Annotated in this window: 18 protein-coding genes, 2 tRNA genes and 3 pseudogenes; 19 read left to right on the plus strand and 4 right to left on the minus strand. The window is 56.7% G+C overall.

Features of this window, described 5'->3' with window-relative positions; genetic code table 11:
* Positions 1–181: 181 nt before the first annotated feature.
* Positions 182–1,120 carry a 2-dehydro-3-deoxygluconokinase gene (gene kdgK / locus HA48_RS15630; protein ID WP_128602151.1) on the minus strand — a complete coding sequence of 313 codons (939 nt, stop codon included), beginning with the start codon at positions 1,118–1,120 and terminating at the stop codon, positions 182–184.
* 284 nt (positions 1,121–1,404) lie between these two features.
* Between kdgK and pdeH the strand changes: the two genes are divergently transcribed.
* Together pdeH and HA48_RS15640 are read left to right on the plus strand one after the other, a co-directional pair.
* Positions 1,405–2,178: a cyclic-guanylate-specific phosphodiesterase gene (gene pdeH / locus HA48_RS15635; RefSeq protein WP_128602166.1), complete on the plus strand. Its 774-nt coding sequence runs from the start codon at positions 1,405–1,407 to the stop codon at positions 2,176–2,178.
* 61 nt (positions 2,179–2,239) lie between these two features.
* Positions 2,240–4,299, plus strand: a pseudogene (locus tag HA48_RS15640) (AsmA family protein).
* Here HA48_RS15640 and ppiC read toward each other — a convergent pair.
* The gene (gene ppiC, locus HA48_RS15645; protein ID WP_128602152.1) at positions 4,300–4,581 is read right to left on the minus strand and encodes a peptidylprolyl isomerase PpiC; all 282 of its coding nucleotides are present in this window, start codon (positions 4,579–4,581) and stop codon (positions 4,300–4,302) included. It lies immediately after the preceding pseudogene.
* Between the two features lie 164 nt (positions 4,582–4,745).
* On the opposite strand from ppiC, the gene rep reads away from it, so the two are divergent.
* Positions 4,746–6,767 carry a DNA helicase Rep gene (gene rep, locus HA48_RS15650; protein ID WP_128602153.1) on the plus strand — a complete coding sequence of 674 codons (2,022 nt, stop codon included), beginning with the start codon at positions 4,746–4,748 and terminating at the stop codon, positions 6,765–6,767.
* 59 nt (positions 6,768–6,826) lie between these two features.
* On the opposite strand, the gene ppx is transcribed toward rep, so the two are convergent.
* Together ppx and rhlB are read right to left on the minus strand one after the other, a co-directional pair.
* Entirely contained in the window at positions 6,827–8,311 is a 1,485-nt protein-coding gene (gene ppx / locus HA48_RS15655; protein ID WP_128602154.1) for an exopolyphosphatase, read from the minus strand.
* Positions 8,312–8,317: 6 nt separating this feature from the next.
* Positions 8,318–9,612 (minus strand): annotated as a pseudogene (gene rhlB / locus HA48_RS15660) (ATP-dependent RNA helicase RhlB).
* A 116-nt stretch (positions 9,613–9,728) separates the two neighbouring features.
* Here rhlB and trxA point away from each other — a divergent pair.
* The 16 genes and pseudogenes from trxA to HA48_RS15740 all read left to right on the plus strand — a co-directional run bounded on the left by trxA (position 9,729) and on the right by HA48_RS15740 (position 25,089).
* A complete protein-coding gene (gene trxA, locus HA48_RS15665) occupies positions 9,729–10,061 on the plus strand; it encodes a thioredoxin TrxA (protein ID WP_008105741.1) in 333 nt (110 codons plus the stop codon).
* Positions 10,062–10,407: 346 nt separating this feature from the next.
* Positions 10,408–11,667 (plus strand): transcription termination factor Rho, encoded by a 1,260-nt coding sequence (gene rho, locus HA48_RS15670; protein WP_128602155.1) that lies wholly within the window; start codon positions 10,408–10,410, stop codon positions 11,665–11,667.
* Positions 11,668–11,928: 261 nt separating this feature from the next.
* Positions 11,929–13,014, plus strand: coding sequence for a UDP-N-acetylglucosamine--undecaprenyl-phosphate N-acetylglucosaminephosphotransferase (wecA, locus tag HA48_RS15675; protein ID WP_128602167.1), 1,086 nt, complete (start codon positions 11,929–11,931; stop codon positions 13,012–13,014).
* A gap of 25 nt (positions 13,015–13,039) precedes the next feature.
* Positions 13,040–14,089 (plus strand): ECA polysaccharide chain length modulation protein, encoded by a 1,050-nt coding sequence (gene wzzE, locus HA48_RS15680; RefSeq protein ID WP_128602156.1) that lies wholly within the window; start codon positions 13,040–13,042, stop codon positions 14,087–14,089.
* Between the two features lie 10 nt (positions 14,090–14,099).
* Positions 14,100–15,224 carry a non-hydrolyzing UDP-N-acetylglucosamine 2-epimerase gene (gene wecB / locus HA48_RS15685; protein ID WP_128602157.1) on the plus strand — a complete coding sequence of 375 codons (1,125 nt, stop codon included), beginning with the start codon at positions 14,100–14,102 and terminating at the stop codon, positions 15,222–15,224.
* 2 nt (positions 15,225–15,226) lie between these two features.
* Positions 15,227–16,486, plus strand: coding sequence for a UDP-N-acetyl-D-mannosamine dehydrogenase (gene wecC, locus HA48_RS15690; RefSeq protein ID WP_128602158.1), 1,260 nt, complete (start codon positions 15,227–15,229; stop codon positions 16,484–16,486).
* A complete protein-coding gene (gene rfbB, locus HA48_RS15695; RefSeq protein ID WP_128602159.1) occupies positions 16,483–17,559 on the plus strand; it encodes a dTDP-glucose 4,6-dehydratase in 1,077 nt (358 codons plus the stop codon). Before wecC ends, rfbB begins: the two co-directional genes overlap by 4 nt.
* 23 nt (positions 17,560–17,582) lie before the next feature.
* Positions 17,583–18,463: pseudogene (rfbA, locus tag HA48_RS15700) on the plus strand (glucose-1-phosphate thymidylyltransferase RfbA).
* Positions 18,441–19,139, plus strand: coding sequence for a dTDP-4-amino-4,6-dideoxy-D-galactose acyltransferase (gene rffC, locus HA48_RS15705; RefSeq protein ID WP_128602160.1), 699 nt, complete (start codon positions 18,441–18,443; stop codon positions 19,137–19,139). Before rfbA ends, rffC begins: the two are co-directional and overlap by 23 nt.
* Positions 19,136–20,266, plus strand: coding sequence for a dTDP-4-amino-4,6-dideoxygalactose transaminase (gene rffA, locus HA48_RS15710; RefSeq protein ID WP_128602161.1), 1,131 nt, complete (start codon positions 19,136–19,138; stop codon positions 20,264–20,266). Before rffC ends, rffA begins: the two co-directional genes overlap by 4 nt.
* The gene (gene wzxE, locus HA48_RS15715) at positions 20,266–21,519 is read left to right on the plus strand and encodes a lipid III flippase WzxE (RefSeq protein ID WP_128602162.1); all 1,254 of its coding nucleotides are present in this window, start codon (positions 20,266–20,268) and stop codon (positions 21,517–21,519) included. Before rffA ends, wzxE begins: the two co-directional genes overlap by 1 nt.
* Positions 21,516–22,586 (plus strand): TDP-N-acetylfucosamine:lipid II N-acetylfucosaminyltransferase, encoded by a 1,071-nt coding sequence (wecF, locus tag HA48_RS15720; RefSeq protein ID WP_128602163.1) that lies wholly within the window; start codon positions 21,516–21,518, stop codon positions 22,584–22,586. Before wzxE ends, wecF begins: the two co-directional genes overlap by 4 nt.
* Positions 22,583–23,926, plus strand: a complete 1,344-nt coding sequence (wzyE, locus tag HA48_RS15725; protein ID WP_128602164.1) for an ECA oligosaccharide polymerase — start codon at positions 22,583–22,585, stop codon at positions 23,924–23,926. The genes wecF and wzyE overlap by 4 nt, the downstream gene beginning before the upstream one ends.
* 28 nt (positions 23,927–23,954) lie before the next feature.
* Positions 23,955–24,689, plus strand: coding sequence for a lipopolysaccharide N-acetylmannosaminouronosyltransferase (gene wecG, locus HA48_RS15730; protein ID WP_128602165.1), 735 nt, complete (start codon positions 23,955–23,957; stop codon positions 24,687–24,689).
* 159 nt (positions 24,690–24,848) lie between these two features.
* Positions 24,849–24,925 (plus strand) — tRNA-Arg (locus HA48_RS15735).
* Positions 24,926–25,013: 88 nt separating this feature from the next.
* Positions 25,014–25,089, plus strand: a tRNA-His gene (locus tag HA48_RS15740).
* Positions 25,090–25,105 lie beyond the last annotated feature (16 nt).

Genomic DNA, 25,105 nt, shown 5'->3' on the forward strand with positions numbered 1-25,105 from the left:
CCCTAAAGCAAGGTTGTCGGCCAGCATGCCGGGCTGAATAGCTGGCGGGCCTAACCGCAACTGACAGGGGAAAATAGGGTGCTAATGCAAACTGGCGGGCGGATTGGGTAAGGGCGGATAATGCAATATTGACGGATGGAAACAGCGGCGCAATGGCGTGCGCCGCTAAAGAGAGAGGCGCTTATACCGGGGCAGGCATCGCACTGAGTGGAATGATGGCGCCGCGATGCTGAATTACTGTGCTGGCAGTAAGATGGCCGCGCGCCGCCGCCGCTCCGGCGCTACCTCCGGCTAAGCGTACCGCCAGATAGCCGGCGCTGAACGAATCCCCTGCGGCGGTTGTATCAATCACGCTCTCTTTCGCCAGCGCAATCGCCGGCACATCACATAATGGTTCATCTCCCTGCGCAATCAGGCAGGAGTCGGCGCCGCGCTTGATCACAATCTCCTGCACGCCCGCCTCGCGCGTGCGGGCAATAACCGCTTCCAGCGGCTGTTCACCCCACAGCAGATGCTCATCATCCAGCGTCAAAAACGCCATGTCGGTGTGTTGCAGCATGGCCGCATAGGCCTGCTGCGCACTGGCGCGATCGGCCCACAGGCGCGGTCGATAGTTATTGTCGAAAATGACTTTGCCACCGTTGCGTCGGCAGGCAGCCAGCAGCGTCATCAGCGTTTCCCGGCTGGCGTCCGGCAGAATGGCCAGGCTAATACCGCTCAGGTAGAGATAATCGTAGTGCGCCAGCTGCTGGCAAATCGCCTCTGCGTGCGGGCCGTCAAGCCAGAAGCGTGCGGCGGCGTCACTGCGCCAGTACCAGAAGGTGCGCTCGCCGTGCGCGTCAGTTTCAATGAAGTACAGGCCAGGCATTTTATTGTCGAGGCGCTGAATCAGCTGCGTTTGCACCTGCTCCTGCTGCCAGGCAGCGATCATCTGGTCGCTAAAGCTGTCGGTGCCCAGGGCGGTAACGTAATCAACGCGCAGCTGCTGGCTATCGGACTGACGTGCCAGATAGACAGCGGTATTGAGCGTGTCGCCGCCAAACCCGCGTTTGATGCTCTCACCTTTTTCGGACAGTTCAATCATGCATTCGCCAATGATAGCGATTTTTTTCTGCGTCATGGTCTTTGGCCTGTAGTGAATTCTGCGTCTTAGTCTCGCGTCTGGTATGGCAGTCGTCAACGTTTTTTAAAACGTCGTTTTAATTTAACTTAAGGCTGAAAGTGGCCATTTAACGGCGATTTAGCGGTCAAAGCGCCGTCTGTTTTGACGATTAAGCCCGCGCTGCGCTGATAGACTCAACGGCTCGTGTGGCTGCTTAGACCAATAAAGTTATCCAGGGGGGTAGCCGATACTTGCCGCTGAGATGCTATATGCAGGCACTCACCACCAACCAGGAAAAAACCATGGTGATGAAGAATTTGATTCATCGGCTGCCTTCTTCTCTTGCACTTGAGCAACAACAGGAAACCAGTCTCTTCTGGCAGCAGTGCCAGCGCTTATATACATTTCAGCCTATCTACCAGGTTTCCGGCCGCCTGCTGGCGATCGAACTACTTACTGCGATAACCCATCCGTCCGCGACGGAAAAACGCCTTTCGCCTGAACACTACTTCGATGCGCTCAACATGGCGCAGCGCCTTGATATTGTCCGTGAACAGCTGGACTTGCTGCTGCAGTGGTCCCACTTTTTCAAACAGCATCAGCTGGTGGCCTCGGTTAATATTGATGGCCCGACCCTGCTGGAGATCCAGCACCACGCGCCGGTCCGCGCGCTGATCGCCCGGCTGCCGTGGGTCCGCTTTGAACTCACCGAGCACCATGCGCTGCCGCAGGAGGAGATGGTTGCGCAGATGCCGGAACTGGGTCCGCTGTGGCTGGATGACTTTGGTTCCGGTATGGCGAACTTCTCGGCGCTGACCGAGTTGCGCTACGACTACATCAAGCTGTCACGCGAACTCTTTATGTTGCTGCGTGCCTCTGATGAGGGGCGTTCTCTGTTCTCCATGCTGCTGTCCCTGATCAACCGCTACTGTAATGGCGTGATCGTCGAGGGCGTAGAGACAGCAGAGGAGTGGCAGCAGGTGCAGAACTCTCCCGCGATGGCGGCGCAGGGTTACTTCTTCTCTCGTCCGGTGCCGTTCAGCCAGCTGGAAAGCCTGGTGCTGGCGCTTCCCTGATGCCGTTCTGCCGCGTCTCGACTATCTTTAATGGGACGTGAAAGGGCATGGAGGAAGAAAAATGTCGCGCGCAGGAAAAGTTGTTAGCTGGATAGTCGGGATTCTCGTCTTCCTGATTGTGGTGATTGTCATCATTATCGCCACCTTTGACTGGAATCGGCTGAAACCTACCATCAACCAGAAAGTCTCGACGGAGCTGAACCGGCCGTTCGCCATTCGCGGCGATCTTGGCGTGGCCTGGGTGCGCAACCGTGAAGAGCCCGGCTGGCGCAGTTGGGTGCCGTGGCCGCAGGTGCATGCCGAGGATGTGATGCTCGGCAATCCGCCTACGGTACCTGAAGTCACCATGGTGCATTTACAGCGCGTGGAAGCCACGCTGGCACCGCTGGCGCTGCTGCATAAAGAGATCTACCTGCCGTGGATTAAGATGCAGCAGCCGGATGCGCGCCTGGTGCAGACCGCCGATAAAAAGAACAACTGGACCTTTGACCTCGCCAGCAGCGACAGCAGTGAGGCCAATGCAGCACCTTCCGCCTGGTCTTTCCGCCTCGACAATATCCTGTTCGATCAGGGCCAGCTGCGCTATCGCGATGCCATTAACAAAGCCGACGTGACGATCAAAATTAATCCACTGGGTAAACCGGTGCCCTATGCACAGGTAGCGGGCGGTGATGAGCGGCAAAAAGGCGCTGGCGACTTCGTATTTGGCTGGCAGGCGAGCGGCACCTACAATAACCAGCAGCTGGATGGCGAAGGTAAAATTGGCGGCATGCTGTCGCTGCGCAGTAAAACCACGCCCTTCCCACTGCAGGCGGATGTACGCAACGGCAGCACGCGCGTGCGCGCCGATGGTACGCTACAGGATCCGCTGAACCTTGGCGGACTGGATGTGCGTCTGCGCTTCTCCGGCGATACGCTGGCTAACCTGTACGGCTTAACCGGCGTTCTGCTGCCTGATACGCCGCCGTATGAGACGGATGGCCATCTGATTGCGCGCTTCAACGAGGCGAAAGGCGCCCTGTTCCGCTACGAAAAATTCAATGGCCATATTGGCGACAGCGACATTCACGGCTCGCTGGTCTATCGCCAGGGCAAACCGCGTCCGTCGCTGACGGGAGAGCTGACTTCTAATCAGCTACGCATGGCGGACTTAGGACCGCTAATTGGCGTCGATTCCGGCAAGGGCAGTGAAAAAACCGCCCAGGCTAAAGCACAGCGCGGCGAGGCCTCAACCCAGCCGGCAGACCGAGTGCTGCCGCATGATAAGTTCGATACCAAAAGCTGGGATGTGATGGATGCCGACGTGAAGTTTAGCGGCAAACGTATTGAGCACAGCAGTAAGCTGCCGCTCAGCGATCTCTATACTCATCTGAAGCTGAAAAACGGCGATCTGCTGCTCGATCCGCTGCGTTTTGGTATGGCGGGTGGCAGCATTAACTCCACCATTCATCTGGAGGGCGATCGCTCGCCCATGCGCGGCCGTGCCGATCTGCACGCACGTAAGCTGCAGCTGCGCCAGCTGTTCCCGGATGTGAACGCCATGCAGCGTAGCCTGGGGCAGCTGAATGGTGATGCCAGCCTGACCGGCAGCGGCAACTCGGTGGCGGATCTGCTGGCGACCAGCGATGGGCAGCTGCGGCTGCTGATGAATGACGGATTAATCAGCCGCAGCCTGATGGAGATTGCCGGCCTGAATGTGGGTAACTATGTGGTCGGTAAGCTGTTTGGCGATGATGAAGTGAGGATTAACTGTGCCGCGACGGATCTCAACGTGCGTCAGGGGCTGGCCACGCCGAAGCTGTTTGTCTTTGACACTGAAAACGCGGTGATCAATGTCACCGGCAGCGCCAACTTTGCGAACGAGCGCCTGGATTTATCGATCAATCCGGAGAGTAAAGGCATCCGCATTATTACGCTGCGGTCGCCGCTTTATGTGCGCGGCACCTTCAAAAATCCGGATGCAGGCGTCAAAGCCGGGCCGCTGATTGCCCGTGGTGCCGCAGCCGTTGCCTGGGCGCGGTGGTAGCACCGGCGGCCGCGCTGCTGGCGCTGATCTCACCCAGCGACACCGACGATAACCAGTGCAGTAATGTGCTGCAGCAGATGAAAAAGCAGAAGTGATCAGTTACGCCACAGTACCTTGATAATGTGGTAACCAAAGGCGGTTTTCACCGGTCCGTAAGGCTGTAGCAGCGGGCAGGAGAAAACCGCCTTATCAAAGGCCGGTACCATCTGTCCTTTACGAAACTCCCCTAAATCTCCGCCGTTCCGCCCTGATGGACAGGTAGAGTGTTTTTTTGCCAGCTGCTGAAAGTTTGCGCCTTTTTCCAGCTGCGCCATCAGAGATGTCGCCTGCTTTTCATCTTTCACGAGGATATGTAAAGCCGCCGCGGTTTTCGCCATGATGCTGTCCTGTTATGTATAATGTGCAGCGCATTATAGCGTAGTGCGCATGGATAGCGTTGTAGGGTCGCCATTGATGGCGGCCTCTGTTCCCGGGTGCGCATCAATGCGCGCCCTGCGTCGTGATGTCCTTCTTTTCTGATTCAACTGAGTGATGACCTTTTATGCGTTTAAACCCCGGCCAACAACGTGCTGTCGAATTTGTCACCGGCCCCTGTCTGGTGCTGGCGGGCGCAGGTTCCGGTAAAACCCGCGTTATCACCAATAAAATTGCCCATCTGATCCGCGAATGCGGCTATCAGGCGCGCCATATTGCAGCAGTGACCTTTACCAACAAAGCGTCGCGCGAGATGAAAGAGCGCGTAGCGCAGACGCTGGGGCGTAAAGAGGCGCGCGGACTGATGATCTCCACCTTCCATACGCTGGGGCTGGAGATCATCAAGCGTGAATATAAAGCGCTGGGGATGAAATCCACCTTCTCTCTGTTTGACGATCAGGACCAGCTGGCGCTGCTGAAAGAGCTGACCAAACAGTGGCTGGAAGAGGACAAGACGCTGCTGCAGCAGCTGATCTCAACCATCTCTAACTGGAAGAACGATCTGGTTGATCCGCAGGGCGCGGCCGGGATCGCCAAATCGCAGCGCGATCAAATTTTCGCTCACTGCTACGGCCTGTATGACCAGCATCTCAAATCCTGTAACGTGCTGGACTTCGATGATTTAATCCTGCTGCCCACGCTGCTGCTGCAGCGAAATCAGGAAGTGCGTGAACGCTGGCAGCAGCGTATTCGCTATCTGCTGGTGGATGAGTATCAGGATACCAATACCAGCCAGTATGAGCTGGTGAAACTGCTGGTAGGGGCGCGGGCACGCTTCACCGTGGTAGGCGATGACGATCAGTCGATCTACTCATGGCGCGGCGCGCGGCCACAAAACCTGGTGCTGCTGAAAGAGGATTTTCCGGCGCTGGAGGTGGTAAAGCTGGAGCAGAACTACCGATCTACGCAGCGCATTCTGAAGTCGGCCAATATTCTCATCGCCAACAACCCGCACGTGTTTGAAAAACGCCTGTTCTCAGAGCTGGGCCAGGGTAGCGAGCTGAAAGTGCTGAGTGCGAACAACGAAGATCACGAAGCCGAGCGCGTGGCTGGCGAGCTGATTGCCCATCACTTCATCAATAAAACGCAGTACAAAGATTACGCGATCCTCTATCGCGGCAACCATCAGTCGCGCGTATTTGAGAAGCTGCTGATGCAGAACCGTATTCCCTACCGCATCTCTGGTGGAACCTCGTTCTTCTCACGGCCTGAGATCAAGGATCTGCTCGCTTACCTGCGCGTGCTTACTAACCAGGAGGATGACAGCGCCTTCCTGCGCATCGTGAATACGCCGCGCCGCGAAATTGGCCCGGCAACGCTGCAAAAATTGGGCGAGTGGGCCAATCTGCGCAATAAGAGTCTGTTCAATGCCAGCTTTGATATGGGCCTGCAGCAGACGCTGAGCGGGCGCGGGCTGGAGCATTTACAGCGCTTCACGCAGTGGCTGAATGAGATTGTGCAGCTGACGGAGCGCGAGCCGGTGAATGCGGTGCGCGATCTGATTCGCGGCATCGATTATGAGAGCTGGTTGTTTGAAACCTCACCCAGCCCAAAAGCTGCTGAGATGCGTATGAAAAACGTCAATACGCTGTTTCAGTGGATGACGGAGATGCTGGAGGGCGATGAACTGAATGAGCCGATGACGCTGGCGCAGGTGGTCACGCGCTTTACGCTTCGCGACATGATGGAGCGCGGTGAGAGCGATGAAGAGCAGGATCAGGTGCAGCTGATGACGCTGCATGCCTCAAAAGGGCTGGAGTTCCCGTACGTCTATCTGGTGGGGATGGAAGAGGGCCTGCTGCCGCATCAGAGCAGCATTGATGAGAATAACATCGAAGAGGAGCGCCGTCTGGCCTACGTGGGCATTACCCGCGCGCAGAAGGAGCTGACCTTTACGCTGTGTCGCGAGCGACGCCAGTACGGCGAGCTGGTACGCCCGGAGCCCAGCCGTTTTCTGCTGGAGCTGCCGCAGGATGATGTAGTGTGGGAGCGCGAGAAGAGAGTAGTCAGTGCTGAGCAGCGCATGAAAACCGGGCAGACGCGCGTGGCGGGCCTGCGTGCGATGCTGGAGAACGCAAAGAAAGGGTAGGCGGAGTTAACTCCCGTTAATGGCCATTTGACGGGAGCTTTTCAGCACAGCGGGTTCTGTTACGAGATCGTCAGCAGCCAGTGCACATACGACTGATAGTGGCTCTCCTGCTCCAGCAGTTCAGCGCGCAGCGGATGTGCCGCCAGCCAGCCAGCGGGCAGGGTCAGATGCAGTGCATCGTCGTCGGCCTGCAGGCGTACTGCGGGCAGGGTGTCATCACGACGGCGGCTGGAGAAGATGATCGCCAGACGTAACAGGCGGCTAAGACGCTCAGCCATACGCGGTGGCACGGCGTTTTGTTGTGTCAGCAGCGCCAGATCAATATTGCCGCTCTGGTTCTGCAGCAGGCAGGCCAGCATTTTTTTCTGAGCGGGCGTGAAACCGGGAAGATCGAGGTGGCGAATCAGGTAGGCGGCGTGCTGCGGTGCCTGACGAAAATCGACGCTGAGGCCAATTTCGTGGAGTGAACAGGCGCTGAGCAGAAGATCGCGACATCGCTGATCCAGCTTCCAGCTGCTGCTTACCTGACGGAAGAAACTCTCCGCCAGCTGACGCACGCGGCTGGCCTGCTCAACGTCAATGGCGAAGCGGCGCTGTACGTTCTGCAGCGTGCGGCTGCGGATATCGCGGTCAATGGGCAGATGCAGCATGCCGTATACCAGCCCTTCACGCAGTGCGCCGCCCGCCAGCGTCATGCTTTCAATGCTCAACTCCTGGAAGATGGCGATCAGAATCGACAGGCCGCTCGGGAACACCAGCGCCCGCTCCAGCGTTAAGCCCTCAATCTCCAGCTCCTCCAGCTTGCCACACTGAATAGCACGCTGTTTCAGCTGCTGCAGCTTGCTCAGGGTGATGCGCTCATCCATGCCCTGCGCCACCATGATCTCCTGTAGCGCCTGTACGGTGCCAGAGGCGCCGACACAGATCTCCCAGCCTTTCTCGCGCAATGCCGCAGCGATTGGACGAATCATCTCGCGAGCGGCCTGTTCCGCCTGGGCAAAGTTCTCTTTTGCCAGGTGGCGATCGCTGAAGAAGCGCTCCAGCCAGGTGACACAGCCCATCGACAGGCTAAACAGCGTGGTGGCATGTGCGCCTTCGCCGGTGACCAGCTCTGTGCTGCCACCGCCAATATCCACCACCAGACGCCGGTCGGAGCCGCCCGTAGTGTGCGCAACGCCCTGATAGATCAGACGAGCTTCCTCTTCACCGCTGATCACATTCACCGGGCAGCCGAGAATCTGTTCTGCGGTCGTGAGAAAATCCTGCGCGTTATGTGCAATGCGCAGCGTGGCGGTCGCCACCACGCGGATCTGTTCAGGCGGAATATCCTGAAGCTGTTCGGAAAAGAGTTTCAGACACTGCCAGCCGCGCTGCATCGCCTCTGAAGAGAGATGACTGGCCTGATCCAGACCGGCAGCGAGGCGCACTTTGCGTTTAATCCGCGCGACGGTCTGAATACTGCCGGATACTTCGCGCACCACCAACATATGAAAGCTGTTGGAACCTAAATCAATCGCAGCATAAAGTGACGATGCGCTTAGCATAAGTGCTTAACCCGAACGTTTACGGTTGTTATTGCGTGGTGCGCCGCCCCGACGGTTACTGTTATTCCCGCCACGACGTGGACCGTTCCCTGAGCGGCTACGCTGCAGGCGCTTCGGTGGCGGCAGCTCGCTCAGCAGCGCGTCGCTGTTGTACTTGCTCACCGGAATCCCGTGCCCGATATACTCTTCGATTGCCGGTAAGTTCAGCGCGTACTCTTCACAGGCCAGGCTGATGGAGTGTCCGCTTGCGCCAGCGCGGCCGGTACGGCCGATACGGTGTACGTAATCTTCGCGGTCGTCTGGCAGATCGTAGTTAAAGACGTGCGTAACGGCCGGAATGTGCAGACCACGCGCGGCAACGTCTGTCGCGACGAGGATATCGACATCACCTTTAGTGAAGTCATCAAGAATACGCAGACGCTTTTTCTGCGGCACGTCGCCCGTCAGCAGACCCACGCGGTGACCATCGGCGGCCAGGTGGCCCCAGATATCTTCACAGCGATGCTTGGTGTTGGCGAAGATGATGGCGCGGTCCGGCCACTCCTCTTCCAGCAGGGTTTGCAGCAGACGCATCTTCTCTTCGTTTGACGGATAGAAAAGCTCTTCTTTAATGCGATGGCCGGTTTTCTGCTCTGGCTCTACTTCGACGTATTCAGCGTTGTTCATGTGCTCAAATGCCAGTTCGCGCACGCGGTAGGAGAGCGTAGCGGAGAACAGCATGCTCAGACGCTGTGTAGCAGGCGGCATGCGGCGGAACAGCCAGCGGATATCTTTAATAAAGCCAAGATCGAACATGCGATCGGCTTCATCCAGGACCACCACCTGGATCGCGCCCAGGTTGATGTGATTTTGTTTGGCATAGTCGATTAAACGACCGGTAGTGCCGACCAGGATGTCCACGCCATCAGCCAGGACTTTGAGTTGTTTATCGTAGCCGTCACCGCCGTATGCCAGGCCCAGCTTCAGGCCCGTCGTCTGTGCCAGGGGTTCAGCATCCGCATGAATCTGTACGGCGAGTTCTCGCGTCGGGGCCATGATCAGCGCACGTGCTGATTGATTTGGCGGCCTTCAACGGCAGGGTGAGAAAGAAGATAATGAAACGTTGACGTCAGAAACGCCATCGTTTTGCCGGTACCGGTTTGCGCCTGACCCGCGACATCACGCCCTGAAAGCGCAAAAGGCAACGCGAGCGCCTGTATAGGCGTGCAATGATGAAAGCCTTTCTTATCAAGGGCTTCCACTACCTGTGGGTGCAGGGCGAAGTCGGAAAACTTCTGTTCTGTTAAGTGTGTTTTGCTCATAGTGTGGTAGAATATCAGCTTACTATCGCTTTACGAAAGCGTATCTGATGAAATAAAGTCAACCTACGTTGGTATATTTTACGCCAATTCGCCAGGCATAATCTTTGGAGTTAAACATGAGCAGCGATAAAATCGTTCACCTGACCGATGACAGTTTCGACACTGACGTGCTGAAAGCCGACGGTGTTACTCTGGTTGATTTCTGGGCTGAATGGTGTGGTCCTTGCAAAATGATCGCCCCGATTCTCGACGAAGTTGCAGAAGAGTACGAAGGTAAGCTTACCATCGCTAAGTTGAACATTGATGACAACCCAGGTACTGCGCCGAAATACGGCATCCGCGGTATCCCGACCCTGCTGCTGTTTAAGAACGGCGAAGTGGCGGCGACAAAGGTGGGCGCGCTGTCTAAAGGTCAGCTGAAAGAGTTCCTGAACGCTAACCTGGCCTAAGCCCGGCGCGGCGTTTGTTCCGCAGTGGTGAATTTTTTCGCCACTGCTGGACGTCTCCTTTCTGGCGTGTTAAGTTGACCTCACTGCATTACGCACTTACCTTTGTAGTTTGCATCTAAAGATTTCCTTTGTCAGACCCCATTCGCATTAAACGTTTTCGTGGTTTGGCAATCTGACGGCTAGCATATTCGGCATCATCTTTCGACCTTCTCTTCGCTCCTTATCGCCACATCTGACGATACTCGTCGAGCAGAGTTGAAAAAGAGCCATTAACAGGCATGGAATTTTTGCCATACCATTCACGACAAACATTTCGAGAATTACCCCGAGTTAAGAACCCATCACTATGAATCTTACCGAATTAAAGAATACCCCGGTTTCTGAGCTGATTACTCTCGGCGAAAATATGGGGCTGGAAAACCTGGCGCGTATGCGCAAACAGGATATTATTTTCGCCATCCTCAAGCAGCACGCGAAGAGTGGCGAGGACATCTTTGGTGATGGTGTGCTGGAGATATTGCAGGATGGATTTGGTTTCCTCCGCTCTGGAGACAGCTCCTACCTCGCCGGTCCCGATGATATCTACGTCTCTCCCAGCCAAATCCGCCGCTTCAACCTCCGCACTGGTGACACCATTTCTGGCAAAATCCGTCCGCCAAAAGAGGGTGAGCGCTATTTTGCACTGCTGAAAGTTAACGAAGTTAACTACGATAAGCCGGAAAACGCGCGTAATAAGATCCTGTTCGAAAACCTCACGCCACTGCACGCAAACAATCGTCTGCGTATGGAGCGTGGTAATGGCTCGACAGAAGATCTGACCGCCCGTGTGCTGGATCTGGCCTCGCCAATTGGCCGTGGTCAGCGTGGTCTGATCGTGGCACCACCGAAAGCCGGTAAAACCATGCTGCTGCAGAACATCGCGCAGAGCATTGCGTACAACTATCCGGATTGCGTGCTGATGGTGCTGCTGATCGACGAACGTCCGGAAGAAGTTACCGAGATGCAGCGTCTGGTGAAAGGCGAAGTGATCGCCTCAACCTTTGATGAGCCAGCTTCCCGCCACGTACAGGTTGCAGAGATGGTGATCGAGAAGGCGAAGCGTCTGGTTGAGCACAAAAAAGACGTTATTATCCTGCTGGACTCCATTACCCGTCTGGCGCGTGCTTACAACACCGTAGTACCGGCCTCCGGTAAGGTCCTGACCGGTGGTGTTGACGCCAACGCCCTGCACCGTCCGAAGCGTTTCTTCGGTGCGGCACGTAATGTGGAAGAGGGCGGCAGCCTGACCATCATCGCCACCGCGCTGGTTGATACCGGTTCGAAGATGGACGAAGTGATTTACGAAGAGTTCAAAGGTACAGGTAACATGGAACTGCACCTGTCGCGTAAAATCGCTGAAAAACGTGTATTCCCGGCCATCGATTACAACCGTTCCGGTACGCGTAAAGAAGAGCTGCTTACTTCCCAGGAAGAGCTGCAGAAGATGTGGATTCTGCGCAAAATCATCCATCCAATGGGTGAGATTGATGCGATGGAGTTCCTCATCAATAAACTGGCAATGACCAAAACCAACGACGAATTCTTCGATATGATGAAACGCTCGTAATTTGCTTTGTGCGAAAATCTTTCGCACAAATTGCCAGGATTTATGACTAACGCCACGTCTTAACGTGGCGTTTTTCATTCGTGCGCATTAGGATTATGCCAGTCAGGAAGCAATGATAATGGCTGGCGTAGCAAGTGATGATTTTTTCAGCAACCACGTGCGCTGCGACAGGATTCAGAGCAGGGATATACGGCAATGACGTGATTTTGCGTATTGTTGTCCACGATTTTAGCTGAGAGCGTTGATGTGAATTTACTCACTATGGGTACAGAGCTTGGATTGACATTCCTTTTCTCGCTGGTGTTTCTCTTTTTTGCCCGTAAGGTTGCAAAAAAAATTGGGTTAGTCGATAAGCCAAACGGCAGAAAAAAACACCAGGGTGTTATTCCCTTAGTGGGCGGAATTTCTGTTTATGCAGGGGTCTGTTTTGCCTTTTTAATCACAAAATCCTATATGCCTAATGGCTGGCTTTATCTATTTTGCGCTGGCGTATTAGTCTTTATTGGTGCACTTGACGATCGATTCGATATTAGCGTGAAGTTCCGTGCCATGATGCAGGCTTTTATCGCGGTAGTCATGATGGCGGGGGCGAATCTTTATCTTCTTAGCCTCGGTTTTATCATTGGCCCGGTAGAATTAATTGTTGGCCCGTTTGGCTATGTCTTAACGCTCTTTGCCGTCTGGGCAGCGATTAACGCTTTCAACATGGTCGATGGTATTGATGGTCTGCTTGGCGGCCTATCCTGCGTCACCTTCGCTGCCATGGGCATCATTCTCTATTTTGATGGCATGACCAGCCTGGCGATGTGGTGCTTTGCCATGATTGCCGCAACCATTCCTTATATTTTGTTGAATCTCGGCTTCTTAGGGCGTCGTTATAAAGTCTTTATGGGCGACGCCGGCAGTACGATGATCGGTTTTACCATTATCTGGATTTTGCTGGAAACTACCCAGGGCCTCAGCCATCCGATTACCCCGGTCACCGCACTGTGGCTGATTGCTATTCCATTAATGGATATGGTGGCGATTATGTATCGCCGTCTGCGTAAGGGCATGAGCCCATTCTCTGCTGACCGCCAGCACATCCACCACCTTATCATGCGTGCCGGCTTCTCTTCACGACAGGCATTTCTGCTGATTACCACCGCGGCAGCACTGCTGGCAGCGGTAGGCGTCTTAGGTGAGTATCTGGCCTTTATTCCGGAGTGGGTCATGCTGGTGCTTTTCCTGATCGCCTTTTTTCTGTACGGCTACTGCATCAAACATGCATGGCGTATGGCTCGCATGATCCGGCGCTTAAAGCGCAGGTGGAATCATGCAAATACCCATAAAAATATACCCAGATAAGCACCCGGATAAGGACTCTTTTGTTATGACCTCTGTCGTTGTGGAGAACGAGCTGGATATGCGCGGCCTCGGTTGCGTGCTGTGGCGTGGAAAGCGCTGGATTGTGGGTCTGGCGTTGCTGTTTGCGCTGCTGGCGTGGGTGGTTTCCCTGCTAATGAAGCAATCCTGGAGCACTACCGCCGTCACCGATCGGCCGACGGTTAACATGCTGGGCGCTTTCTTCGTTCAGCAGCAGTTTTTGAACAATCTGGATGTGCGAAACGAAACGGTAAGCCTGAGTTCACCGGCGCCGACCGTGATGGATGAGGTGTACCAGGAATTTACCATGCAGCTGGCTTCATGGGATACGCGTCGCGATTTCTGGCAACAAACCGACTATTTCAAAAGCCGTAAGAGCGGTAACGCGCATAACGATGCGGCACTGCTTGACGACATGATCACTAACATTCAGTTTACCCCGGCCGATCCGGCGCACAATTCGCTGGATAATATCCGGCTGATTGCAGAAACCGCCGGCGATGCGAACAACCTGCTGCGTCAGTACATCGCTTACGCCAGTGAACGCGCCGCGCGCCATCTGAACGACGAACTGAAAGGGGCCTGGCAGGCACGTAGCGTACAGCTGCAGGCCCAGGTCAATCGCCAGCAGGCCGTGGCGCAGTCCGTGTTTGACCGTCAGCGTCAGCGTATCGAACAGGCGCTGAAAGTGGCGAGCGAGCAGGGCATTAAAGAGAACCGTGCGCCAGCCAGTGGCGAAGCGCTGCAGGATAGCGATCGCTTTCTGCTCGGGCAGCCGATGCTGCAGGCGCAGCTGGATACACTCCAGGCCAGCGGACCGGCGTACGATTTAAGCTATGATCAAAACAGAGCGATGCTGGGTACGCTGCAGGCCGGTCCGCAGCTGGACAAACAGTTCCAAACCTATCGCTATCTGCGCACGCCTGAAGAGCCGGTCACGCGCGACAGCCCGCGTCGCCTGTTTATGATGGTGATGTGGGGCGCTATCGGTGCGCTGGTCGGTGCGGGTGTGGCGCTGGTGCGCCGTCCGCGTACCGCATCAGCCGTCCGTCATTAAGAGAATCAGTGTGAAAGTTCTGACCGTATTTGGCACACGCCCTGAAGCGATCAAGATGGCGCCGCTGGTGCAGGCACTGGCGCAGGATACTGCGTTTGAATCACGCCTGTGCGTGACGGCGCAGCATCGCGAAATGCTTGATCAGGTGTTGCGCCTGTTCAGGCTACAGCCGGACTATGACCTCAACATTATGCGCCCGGAGCAGGGTTTAACGGAGATTACCAGCCGTATCCTGCAGGGGATGAAAACGGTGCTGGCCGATTTCCAGCCGGATGTGGTGCTGGTACATGGCGACACCACCACAACCTTCGCGGCCAGTCTTGCTGCTTTTTATCATCAGATTCCGGTTGGTCACGTTGAGGCCGGTCTGCGTACCGGCAACCTGATGTCGCCGTGGCCGGAGGAGGCCAACCGCACGCTGACCGGGCATCTGGCGAGCTACCACTTTACGCCCACCGAAACCTCCCGGCAGAACCTGCTGCGCGAAAACCTGCCAGACGCCCGCATTTTTGTCACCGGCAACACGGTGATCGATGCCCTGTTGTGGGTGCGCGATCGCGTACTGGACGATGCCGACCTCAATGCACGCTTAGCCGCGCGCTATCCATTTCTTGCGCCGGACAAAAAGCTGATTCTGGTCACCGGCCACCGCCGGGAAAGTTTTGGTGATGGCTTTGAGCGCATTTGTAGCGCGCTGGCACAGATCGCGCGACAGCATCCGCAGACGCAAATTGTCTATCCGGTGCACCTCAACCCTAACGTCAGCGAGCCGGTGAACCGCATCCTGAGCGGTATCGATAACATCATTCTGATCGAGCCGCAGGAGTATCTGCCCTTTGTCTGGCTGATGAACCGCTCCTGGCTGATCCTCACGGATTCCGGCGGCATTCAGGAGGAGGCGCCGTCGCTGGGCAAACCGGTGCTGGTTATGCGCGACACCACAGAGCGGCCGGAAGCGGTCGCCGCCGGAACGGTGAAGCTGGTCGGCACGGATACCGATAAGATTGTCGCTGAGGTTAGCCTGCTGTTGCAGGACGACGACGCGTGGCAGGCGATGAGCCGCGCGCACAATCCGTATGGCGATGGCCATGCCTGCACACGCATTTTGCAGGCACTTAAACAACACAGAGTTTAACTATGAGTTTTACAACCATTTCCGTTATCGGACTGGGCTACATTGGGCTGCCGACGGCAGCCGTTTTTGCTTCTCGGGGAAAAAAAGTGATCGGCGTGGATATCAATAGCCACGCGGTCGATACCATCAATCGCGGCAACATTCACATCGTGGAGCCGGAGCTGGGCGATGTTGTGCGTGAGGCTGTACAGCAGGGCAATCTGCGCGCCACCACCCGGCCGGAAGCGGCGGATGCGTTTCTGATCGCGGTACCTACGCCATTTGTGGACGATCACCAGCCCGATCTGCGTTATGTGCAGGCTGCGGCACTGGCTATTGCGCCCGTGCTGAAAGCGGGCGATCTGGTCATTCTGGAGTCGACTTCGCCGGTGGGCGCAACGGAGCAGATGACGCAGTGGCTGGCGGACGCGCGTCCGGACCTGCGTTTCCCGCAGCCGGGTAACGATGGCGATGTGTTTATTGCGTACTGCCCGGAGCGCGTGCTGCCGGGTAAAGTGATGATTGAGCTGCTGGAGAATGACCGGGTCATTGGCGGCATCACGCCCGCCTGTTCGGCGCGCGCCAGCGAGCTCTACCGCATCTTCCTGCAAGGCGAGTGCGTGGAAACTAACGCGCGTACCGCCGAGATGTGCAAGCTCACCGAAAACAGCTTCCGCGATGTGAACATCGCCTTTGCCAATGAGCTGTCGCTGATTTGTGCCGAACAGGGCATAGACGTCTGGGAGCTGATCGCGCTGGCCAATCGCCATCCGCGCGTCAATATTCTGCAGCCCGGACCGGGCGTGGGCGGGCACTGCATCGCCGTCGATCCCTGGTTTATCGTCGCGCAAAATCCGCAGCAGGCGCGGCTGATTCGTACCGCCCGCGAAGTGAACGATGCCAAACCTGGCTGGGTGCTGGATCGGGTGAAGCAGTCGCTCGCAGAGTGCCTGACCGCCAGCGGCAAACGGGCCAGCGACATCACCATCGCCTGCTTTGGCCTGGCGTTTAAACCAAACATTGACGATCTGCGTGAAAGCCCGGCGATGACCGTGGCGCAGCGTATTGCCGAATGGCACAGCGGCAGCACCTGGGTGGTTGAACCTCATATCGCTGAGCTTCCTTCGCGCTTTGCCGATCGGGCAACGCTGGTAGCCACGCCGGAAGCGCTGCAGCACGCTGATATTCTGGTGATGCTGGTGGACCACGCGCAGTTCCGCGCCATTGACGGGTCGCAGGTCACGCAGCCGTGGATCGTCGATACAAAAGGAGTCTGGCGATGAAACAATTTTTAGTCACTGGCGGAGCCGGATTTATTGGCTCGGCACTGGTGCGTTTTCTGATCGACCACACTGAACATCAGGTCGTGGTGGTTGATAAGTTAACCTATGCCGGCAATCTGGCGTCGCTGGCGCCGGTTCAGCACAATCCCCGCTTCGCCTTTGAGCAGGTTGATATTGGCGATCGTGCCGGGCTGGATCGCGTGCTGGCGCAGTATCAGCCAGACTGCATTATGCACCTGGCGGCGGAGAGCCACGTTGACCGCTCGATAGACGGCCCGATGGCATTTATTGAAACTAATATCGTCGGCACCTATCAGCTGCTGGAGGCCGCGCGTCACTACTGGAACGGTATGGCGGACGCGCGCAAACAGCAGTTCATACTGCACCACATCTCGACTGACGAAGTGTTTGGCGACCTGCACGGCACCGACGATTTCTTCACCGAGACAACGCCGTACGCGCCAAGCAGCCCCTATTCCGCCAGTAAGGCGAGCAGCGATCATCTGGTACGGGCGTGGATGCGTACCTACGGGCTGCCAATCATCGTCACCAACTGCTCCAATAACTACGGCCCGTATCACTTCCCGGAAAAGCTGATCCCGCTGACCATCATCAACGCGCTGGCGGGGAAACCGCTGCCGGTGTATGGCAACGGCAGCCAGATTCGCGACTGGCTCTATGTCGAAGATCATGCGCGTGCGCTCTATACCGTGGTCAGCAGTGGCAAATCAGGCGAGACCTACAATATCGGCGGCCATAATGAACGTCGCAATCTTGAGGTGGTAGAGACGCTGTGCGACCTGCTTGATGAGCTGGCGCCACAGCAGCGTGCGGCCGGCTTAACGCGCTACCGCGATCTGATTACCTTTGTGACCGACCGTCCCGGCCACGATCTGCGCTATGCCATCGACGCCGGCAAAATCGCCCGTGAGCTTGGCTGGACGCCGCAGGAGACATTTGAGAGCGGTATCCGTAAAACCGTCGAGTGGTATCTGGCAAATCCTGAATGGTGGCAGTCAATTCTGAATGGCAGCTATCGCGCTGAGCGTTTGGGCTTAACCACATCGCGCTGAACGCCACTGCATGAGGAGCGATAATGAAAGGTATTGTATTAGCCGGAGGTTCCGGTACGCGGCTGCATCCGATTACCCGCGCAATTTCCAAGCAGTTATTGCCGGTATACGACAAGCCGATGATCTACTACCCGCTCTCCGTGCTGATGCTGGCAGGAATCCGCGAGATTCTGATCATCACCACGCCGGAAGATCGGGCGCACTTTGAACGACTGCTGGGTGATGGTAGCGAGTTCGGCGTGCAGCTCTCCTATGCGGTGCAACCGAGCCCGGAGGGGCTGGCGCAGGCGTTTATTATCGGTGAATCCTTTATCGGCAACGATCGCTGCTGCCTGGTGCTGGGCGACAATCTCTACTTTGGTCAGGGCTTCAGCCCTAAACTGAAAAAAGTGGCAGAGCGCACCAGCGGCGCAACGGTGTTTGCCTATCAGGTGATGGATCCGGAACGGTTCGGCGTGGTGGAGTTTGACGATAACTTCACGGCACTCTCGATCGAGGAGAAGCCTGCGCAGCCTAAATCGCGCTGGGCGGTCACCGGGCTCTACTTCTATGACCATCGCGTGGTGGAGTTTGCCAAACAAGTTAAACCTTCGCCGCGCGCGAGCTGGAGATCACCGCCATCAATCAGATGTATCTCGACCAGGGCGAGCTGGCCGTTGAACTACTTGGGCGTGGTTTTGCCTGGCTGGACACCGGTACGCATGACAGCCTGATTGAGGCCAGCGTATTTGTGCAAACCGTTGAGAAGCGGCAGGGCTTTAAGATTGCCTGTCTGGAAGAGATTGCCTGGCGTAATGGCTGGCTGAGCGACGAGCAGCTGCTGGCGGCCGCGCAGGCGTTAACCAAAACCGGCTACGGCCAGTATCTGCTGGATATTCTGCATGCCCGTCCACGTCAGTATTAATCCCCTTACGTGGGAGAGTGACTTTTTCCACTGTCATACAGCGCGTCTGGATCTGGACGGCCCGACGCCGCTGGCTGAGGCGCTGCAACAGCCGTATGCGCTGCTGCAGGTGAAAGTGCCGGCGACGCGCACCGGGGTGATTGATGTGCTGAGTCAGCACGGATTTCAGCTGGCAGAAGGTGAGGCCGATCTGTCCATCAATATTAAACGCACCGAGCGGCAAACCGGCGTACGTATTGCACGTGAAGCGCAGATCCCTGAGCTGCGTGCGGCGGCGGCGCAAGCCTTCAGCCAGAGCCGGTTTCGTGCGCCCTGGTTTGATGCCGCAGACAGCGGGCGCTTCTATGCACAGTGGATTGAAAACGCGGTGCGCGGCACCTTTGATAACCAATGCCTGATCGCCTGTGATGAGCAGGGCGCGCTACAGGGCTATGTCTCTATGCGCGAAGTGGCAGGCGATGTGCGAATTGGCCTGCTGGGCGTACTCCCGCAGGCGCAGGGAAAAGGGGTTGGGCAGCGGCTGCTGCTGGCCGCCGCCGACTGGGGCCGTGTGCGCCAGCTGGAGCGACTGCGCGTGGGTACCCAACTCAGTAACCTTACGGCAATGCGCCTCTATTTACGCAGCGGTGCCCGGCTGGAGAGTACCGCTTACTGGTTTTACAGGAAAGCTCAATGATCCCTTTTAATGCGCCTCCGGTTGTAGGCACTGAAGTTGAATACATGCAGTCGGCGATGGCCAGCGGCAAATTGTGCGGCGACGGCGGCTTTACCCGCCGCTGCCAGCAGTGGATGGAGCAGCACTTTGGCAGCAAAAAAGTGCTGCTGACCCCCTCCTGCACCGCGTCGCTGGAGATGGCCGCCCTGCTGATTGATCTTCAGCCCGGTGATGAAGTGATCATGCCGAGTTACACCTTTGTCTCCACCGCTAACGCCTTTGTGCTGCGCGGCGCGACCATCGTGTTTGTCGATGTGCGGCCGGATACGCTGAATATCGATGAAACGCTGATCGAAGCAGCAATCACTGCCAAAACCCGCGCCATTGTGCCGGTGCACTACGCTGGCGTGGCCTGCGAAATGGATACCATCATGGCGCTGGCGGCAAAGCACCAGCTGTTTGTGATTGAAGACGCGGCGCAGGGGGTGATGTCGCAATACAAAGGACGCGCCCTCGGTACCATCGGCCATATTGGCTGCTTCAGCTTCCATGAAACCAAAAACTACACCGCCGGCGGTGAAGGTGGCGCAACCTTAATCAACGATGCGAAACTGGTGGAACGTGCCGAGATTATCCGGGAAAAAGGCACGAACCGGAGTCAGTTTTTCCGGGGACAGGTTGATAAATATACCTGGCGGGATATCGGTTCCAGCTATTTAATGGCGGATCTCCAGGCGGCCTACTTGTGGGCGCAGCTGGAAGCCGCAGAGCGCATCAACCAGCAGCGCCTGCGCTTGTGGCAACGCTATTATGAAGCACTGCAACCGCTGGCGACGGCCGGTCGCATCGCCCTGCCGGAGGTACCCGCCAGCTGCCGCCATAATGCGCATATGTTTTATATCAAACTGCGTGACAGCGATGATCGGCAGGCGCTGATCAACTGGATGAAAGAGGCGGAGATTCTTACTGTGTTCCACTATATCCCGCTGCACTCCTCACCGGCTGGCGAACGCTTTGGCCGTTTCCACGGTGACGACGCATTCACCACGCGTGAAAGTGAGCGCCTGCTGCGTCTGCCCTTGTTCTATAACCTGTCGGATAACAATCAGCGTACTGTGATCAGTTCGCTGCTGAGCTTCTTCGCCTGATGTCGTTAGCCAAAGCCTCCGTCTGGACCGCCTCATCCACGCTGGTGAAAATTGTCGCGGGTTTACTGGTGGTTAAACTGCTGGCCGTCAGCTTTGGGCCGGAAGGGGTCGGTCAGGCCGGTAACTTCCGTCAGCTGATTACCGTGCTCGGCGTGCTGGCCGGGGCCGGGATATTTAATGGTGTGACCACCTATGTTGCGCAGTCGCAACAGGACCCGCAGCAGCTGCGCGCGGTAACCGGCACGGCTTCTGCCATGGTATTGGGCTTTTCGACGCTGCTGGCGCTGCTGTTTCTGCTGGCGGCGGCGCCCATCAGCCAGGCGCTGTTCGGGCATGCTGATTACCAGAACGTTGTGCGTATCGTGGCTTTTCTGCAGCTGGGTATCGCCTGGGCTAACCTGACGCTGGCGCTGCTGAAAGGCTTTCGCGATGCGCGCGGGAACGCGCTGGCGCTGATTGCCGGTAGCCTGATCGGCGTGCTCGGCTATGTGCTGTGCTGGTGGCTGGGTGGCTATGCCGGGGCGCTGGTCGGACTGGCGCTGGTGCCGGCGCTGCTGGTCATTCCTGCACTGTGGATGCTGCGCCGGCATCGCGCGGTGCTGCCGCTCAGCTGGCTTAAACCGGTGTGGCAGCCGCAGCTGGCGCGTAATCTGGCTAAATTTACCCTGATGGCGCTGATCACCTCAGTAACCTTACCGGTCGCCTGGGTGATGATGCGTAATCTACTCGCCGAACAGCAGGGTTGGGCGCAGGTGGGGTTGTGGCAGGGTGTTACCAGCATCTCTGACGCTTACCTGCAGTTTATCACCGCCACCTTTAGCGTCTGGCTACTGCCCACGCTGGCGAAGCTGGAGCATAAGCAGCAGATCGCCCGGGAAATTGGCCGCGCGCTGCGCTTTGTGTTGCCAGCGGTTGCTCTCGCAAGTTTTTGTGTCTGGTTGCTGCGCGATGTGGCGATCTGGCTGCTGTTTTCGCCGCCGTTCGCCGCCATGCGCGATCTGTTTGTCTGGCAGTTATGCGGTGACGTCTTTAAAGTGGGTGCCTATGTTTTCGGATACCTGGTGATCGCCAAAGCGTCACTGCGCTTTTATATTCTGACGGAAATCAGTCAGTTTACGCTGCTGACGGCGTTCTCCCACTGGCTCATTCCGCTGCACGGCACGGCTGGTGCAGCGCAGGCCTATATGGCGACGTATGTGCTCTATTTCGCCCTTTGTTGTGGCGCCTTTTTGATTTATTGCCGGAAAAAATGACGCTAATTCACGTGCTGGGATCGGATATCCCACATCACAATCACACTGTACTGCGCTTCTTTAATGACGTGATAAGCGTTGAGATGCCGGCAGACGCGCCACGACCGTTTATGGTGGTGTCTGCGGCACCGGAAACCCTGCTGCGCTACAGCAATCTGCATATCGAGGTGTTCTCCAGCAAGCGTGCACTGGCGCAGGCGGTGATAGCGCGCGCCGCGAACCGTGCGCAGCGCTTCTTTTTCCACGGCCAGTTCAATCCGCATCTGTGGCTGGCGCTGCTGAGCGGCAAACTGCGCCGCCAGCAGGCGTTCTGGCATATCTGGGGCGCGGACCTGTATGAAGAGGGCGCGGGACTAAAATACCGCCTGTTTTATCTGCTGCGCCGTGTTGCGCAGGGGCGGCTGGCACAGGTATTTGCTACGCGCGGCGATCTGCACTTTTTTCAGCAGCGCCATCCGCGCGTCCCCTCCTCACTGCTCTATTTCCCGACGCGCATGCCAGAAGTGGCCGTGCCGGCGGCGCAAGAGAGCGAGACCTTTACCATCCTGCTCGGCAACTCCGGCGATCGCAGTAACCGCCATATAGAAGGGCTGCAGGCCATTCGCCGCCAGTTTGGCGATGAGGTTAACATCCTGATTCCGCTGGGCTATCCGGCCAGCAACTATGAGTATATTGATGAAATTGATGCCGCTGCGCAGCGTCTGTACCCGGGCGGCCAGGTGACGCTGCTGCGTGACAATATTGATTTCAATGCCTATCTGACTCTGCTCAGCCGCTGTCAGCTCGGCTACTTTATGTTCGAGCGGCAGCAGGGTATTGGCACGCTGTGTCTGCTTATTCAGGCTACTATTCCGTTTGTGTTGAATCGCAAAAATCCGTTCTGGCGTGATGTGAGCGAACAGGGCCTGCCGGTGCTGTTCAGCGCAGACCCGCTCGATCGATCGCGCGTCGCCGAAGCGCAGCGTCAACTGGCGCAGTGTGATAAATCCGCCATCGCCTTTTTTGCACCGGGTTATCTGGATGGATGGCGACAGGCGCTGGCGCTGAGTGAAGGGGAGAGAGCATGAGCCTGCTGCAGTTTAGTGGTCTGCTGGTGGTGTATCTGTTTTCGCTGGGCTTTATCCTGACGCTGACCTGGCGTGAGTTCAAACGGGTGCGCTTTAATTTTCATCTGTTTTTTACTCTGCTGTTTTTACTGACCTTCTATTTCGGCTTCCCGCTGACCAGCGTGCTGGTTTTCCGTTTTAATGTCAGCGTGGTGCCGCCTGAGTATCTGCTGCAGGCGCTGCTGGCGGCGACCAGCTTTTACGCAATTTATTACGTTAGCTACAAAGTCAGGCTGCGGCCGGTCGGTGCTGCCCCGCGCAAGCCCTGGCTGGTGATGAATCGGGTAGAAACCAATCTGACCTGTCTGCTGCTGGCGCTGGTGGCGATTGGCACCGTAACAGTGTTCTTTATGCATAACGGCCTGCTGCTGTTCCGGCTCTCAGCCTATAACCAGATCTTCTCCAGCGAAGTCTCCGGCGTTGCGCTCAAGCGTTTCTTCTACTTCTTTATCCCGGCCATGCTGATCCGCTACTTCCTCAAGCCAACACAGCGCCAGTGGCTGCTGTTTTTACTGGTGACGGTGGTGTTCGGTTTACTGACCTATGCACTGGTGGGCGGGACGCGGGCAAACATTATTATTGCCTTCGCGCTGTTCCTGTTTATTGGTATTACGCGCGGCTGGATTACGCTGTGGATGCTGGTTGGCGCGGGCGTGATGGCCGTTGGCGGCATGTTCTGGCTGGCACTGCGTCGTTACAATCTGGATGTGGTCGGTGACGAAGCGTTTTATACCTTTCTCTACCTGACGCGCGATACGTTCTCGCCATGGGAAAACCTGGCGCTGCTTTTGCAAAACTACGACAAAATTGACTTCCAGGGGCTGGCACCCATCTGGCGTGATTTCTACGTGTTTATTCCCGGCTGGTTGTGGCCGGATCGGCCATCAATGGTGCTCAATAGCGCTAACTACTTTACCTGGGAAGTGCTGAACAACCACTCGGGGCTGGCCATCTCCCCGACGCTGCTGGGATCGCTGCTGATAATGGGCGGCGTCGGGTTTATCCCGCTGGGGGCAATCGCGGTTGGCCTGTTAATGAAAGGTTTTGATCATCTGTACGTGCAGGGCCGTGATGCCGGCAATCGCTACAGCGGAGCGATTCTGCAGAGTTTTTGCTTTGGCGCAGTATTCAATATGATTGTTCTGGCGCGTGAAGGGCTGGATGCATTCGGCTCACGCGTGGTGTTCTTCTGTTTAATTTTTGCTGCCTGCATGTGGGTGGCTAAGTTGCTTTACTGGCTGCTGGCGCGTGCGGGACTGATTCGCGCACGCGGCGAGCCAGTTTTACATAGCCCATCTTAACCTCGGGGCATAACGGGAAATTTGAACCATGGAAACCGATAAGCCGCGCTATAGCCTGCGCGGGGTCGATCTTCACGCCTTTAGTGATATGGCGAGCTTTCTCGACTTTCTTATGCCATCCGGCCGGCCGCGCAGCGGTACGCTGGTGGCGATGAATGCTGAAAAAATGCTGACGCTGGAAGAGGATGCGCAACTGCGGGCGCTGATTGCGGAGGCGGAATTTAAATATCCGGATGGGATTAGTATTGTGCGTTCGCTGCGGAAGAAGTATCCGCAGCTGCAGGTGAACCGTATCGCGGGGGCCGATCTGTGGGAAGCGCTGATGGCGCGCGCCGGGCATACGGGGACGCCAGTGTTTCTGATTGGCGGGCGGGAGCAGGTGCTGCAGGAGACCTGCGCTAAACTGCGTCGCCAGTGGAACGTGAATATTGTGGGTAGCCAGAATGGCTATTTTGCGCCGGCCGAGCGTGAAGCGCTGTTTGCGCGTATTGCGGCAAGTGGGGCACAGATTGTGACGGTGGCGCAGGGTTCGCCGCGGCAGGAGCTGCTGATGCGCGATTGTCGCCAGCACTGGCCCCATGCACTGTATATGGGCGTGGGCGGCACCTATGATGTGTTTACCGGGCATGTCACGCGGGCACCGCGTATCTGGCAGCGGTTAGGGCTGGAGTGGTTATATCGGCTGATTCGTCAGCCTTCCCGTCTGCGCCGACAACTAAAGTTGCTGAGATATCTGCGCTATCACTGGCGGGGCGATCTGTAATAACTGTTGATTATCACAGCAATTCCGGCGGGTTAAGTGCTGAAACTGCGTTATTTGTCGACGGAATGCACAAAGCGTAAGCAAACGCGTTTTTTTTAGAAAAAAGCACTGGACAGCCTGAAGTCAAATCCGTAGTATGCCCATCCGCAACGGCGCTACGCGCCCGTAGCTCAGCTGGATAGAGCGCTGCCCTCCGGAGGCAGAGGTCTCAGGTTCGAATCCTGTCGGGCGCGCCATTAGTTTGTGCGCAAGAGCTTCGGTGGTTGGCTTTAACCGCGTTATGCAGTGAATAAAGTAAGCGGAAGCTTACACACCAGAATTATGGTGGCTATAGCTCAGTTGGTAGAGCCCTGGATTGTGATTCCAGTTGTCGTGGGTTCGAGTCCCATTAGCCACCCCAGATTTTGCTGGGACAT

Origin of the sequence: Pantoea wallisii, assembly GCF_002095485.1 — a bacterium.
Lineage (GTDB): Bacteria > Pseudomonadota > Gammaproteobacteria > Enterobacterales > Enterobacteriaceae > Pantoea > Pantoea wallisii.

Coding starts and splice junctions, on each gene's coding strand:
- wecA (WP_128602167.1), top strand. CDS start 11,929: ATGGGTACAGAGCTTGGATTGACATTCCTTTTCTCGCTGGTGTTTCTC.
- wecC (WP_128602158.1), top strand. CDS start 15,227: ATGAGTTTTACAACCATTTCCGTTATCGGACTGGGCTACATTGGGCTG.
- rfbB (WP_128602159.1), top strand. CDS start 16,483: ATGAAACAATTTTTAGTCACTGGCGGAGCCGGATTTATTGGCTCGGCA.
- kdgK (WP_128602151.1), bottom strand. CDS start 1,120: ATGACGCAGAAAAAAATCGCTATCATTGGCGAATGCATGATTGAACTG.
- wzxE (WP_128602162.1), top strand. CDS start 20,266: ATGTCGTTAGCCAAAGCCTCCGTCTGGACCGCCTCATCCACGCTGGTG.
- wecG (WP_128602165.1), top strand. CDS start 23,955: ATGGAAACCGATAAGCCGCGCTATAGCCTGCGCGGGGTCGATCTTCAC.
- wzyE (WP_128602164.1), top strand. CDS start 22,583: ATGAGCCTGCTGCAGTTTAGTGGTCTGCTGGTGGTGTATCTGTTTTCG.
- ppiC (WP_128602152.1), bottom strand. CDS start 4,581: ATGGCGAAAACCGCGGCGGCTTTACATATCCTCGTGAAAGATGAAAAG.
- rho (WP_128602155.1), top strand. CDS start 10,408: ATGAATCTTACCGAATTAAAGAATACCCCGGTTTCTGAGCTGATTACT.
- ppx (WP_128602154.1), bottom strand. CDS start 8,311: ATGCTAAGCGCATCGTCACTTTATGCTGCGATTGATTTAGGTTCCAAC.
- pdeH (WP_128602166.1), top strand. CDS start 1,405: ATGGTGATGAAGAATTTGATTCATCGGCTGCCTTCTTCTCTTGCACTT.
- rep (WP_128602153.1), top strand. CDS start 4,746: ATGCGTTTAAACCCCGGCCAACAACGTGCTGTCGAATTTGTCACCGGC.
- wecF (WP_128602163.1), top strand. CDS start 21,516: ATGACGCTAATTCACGTGCTGGGATCGGATATCCCACATCACAATCAC.
- wzzE (WP_128602156.1), top strand. CDS start 13,040: ATGACCTCTGTCGTTGTGGAGAACGAGCTGGATATGCGCGGCCTCGGT.
- trxA (WP_008105741.1), top strand. CDS start 9,729: ATGAGCAGCGATAAAATCGTTCACCTGACCGATGACAGTTTCGACACT.
- rffA (WP_128602161.1), top strand. CDS start 19,136: ATGATCCCTTTTAATGCGCCTCCGGTTGTAGGCACTGAAGTTGAATAC.
- rffC (WP_128602160.1), top strand. CDS start 18,441: ATGCCCGTCCACGTCAGTATTAATCCCCTTACGTGGGAGAGTGACTTT.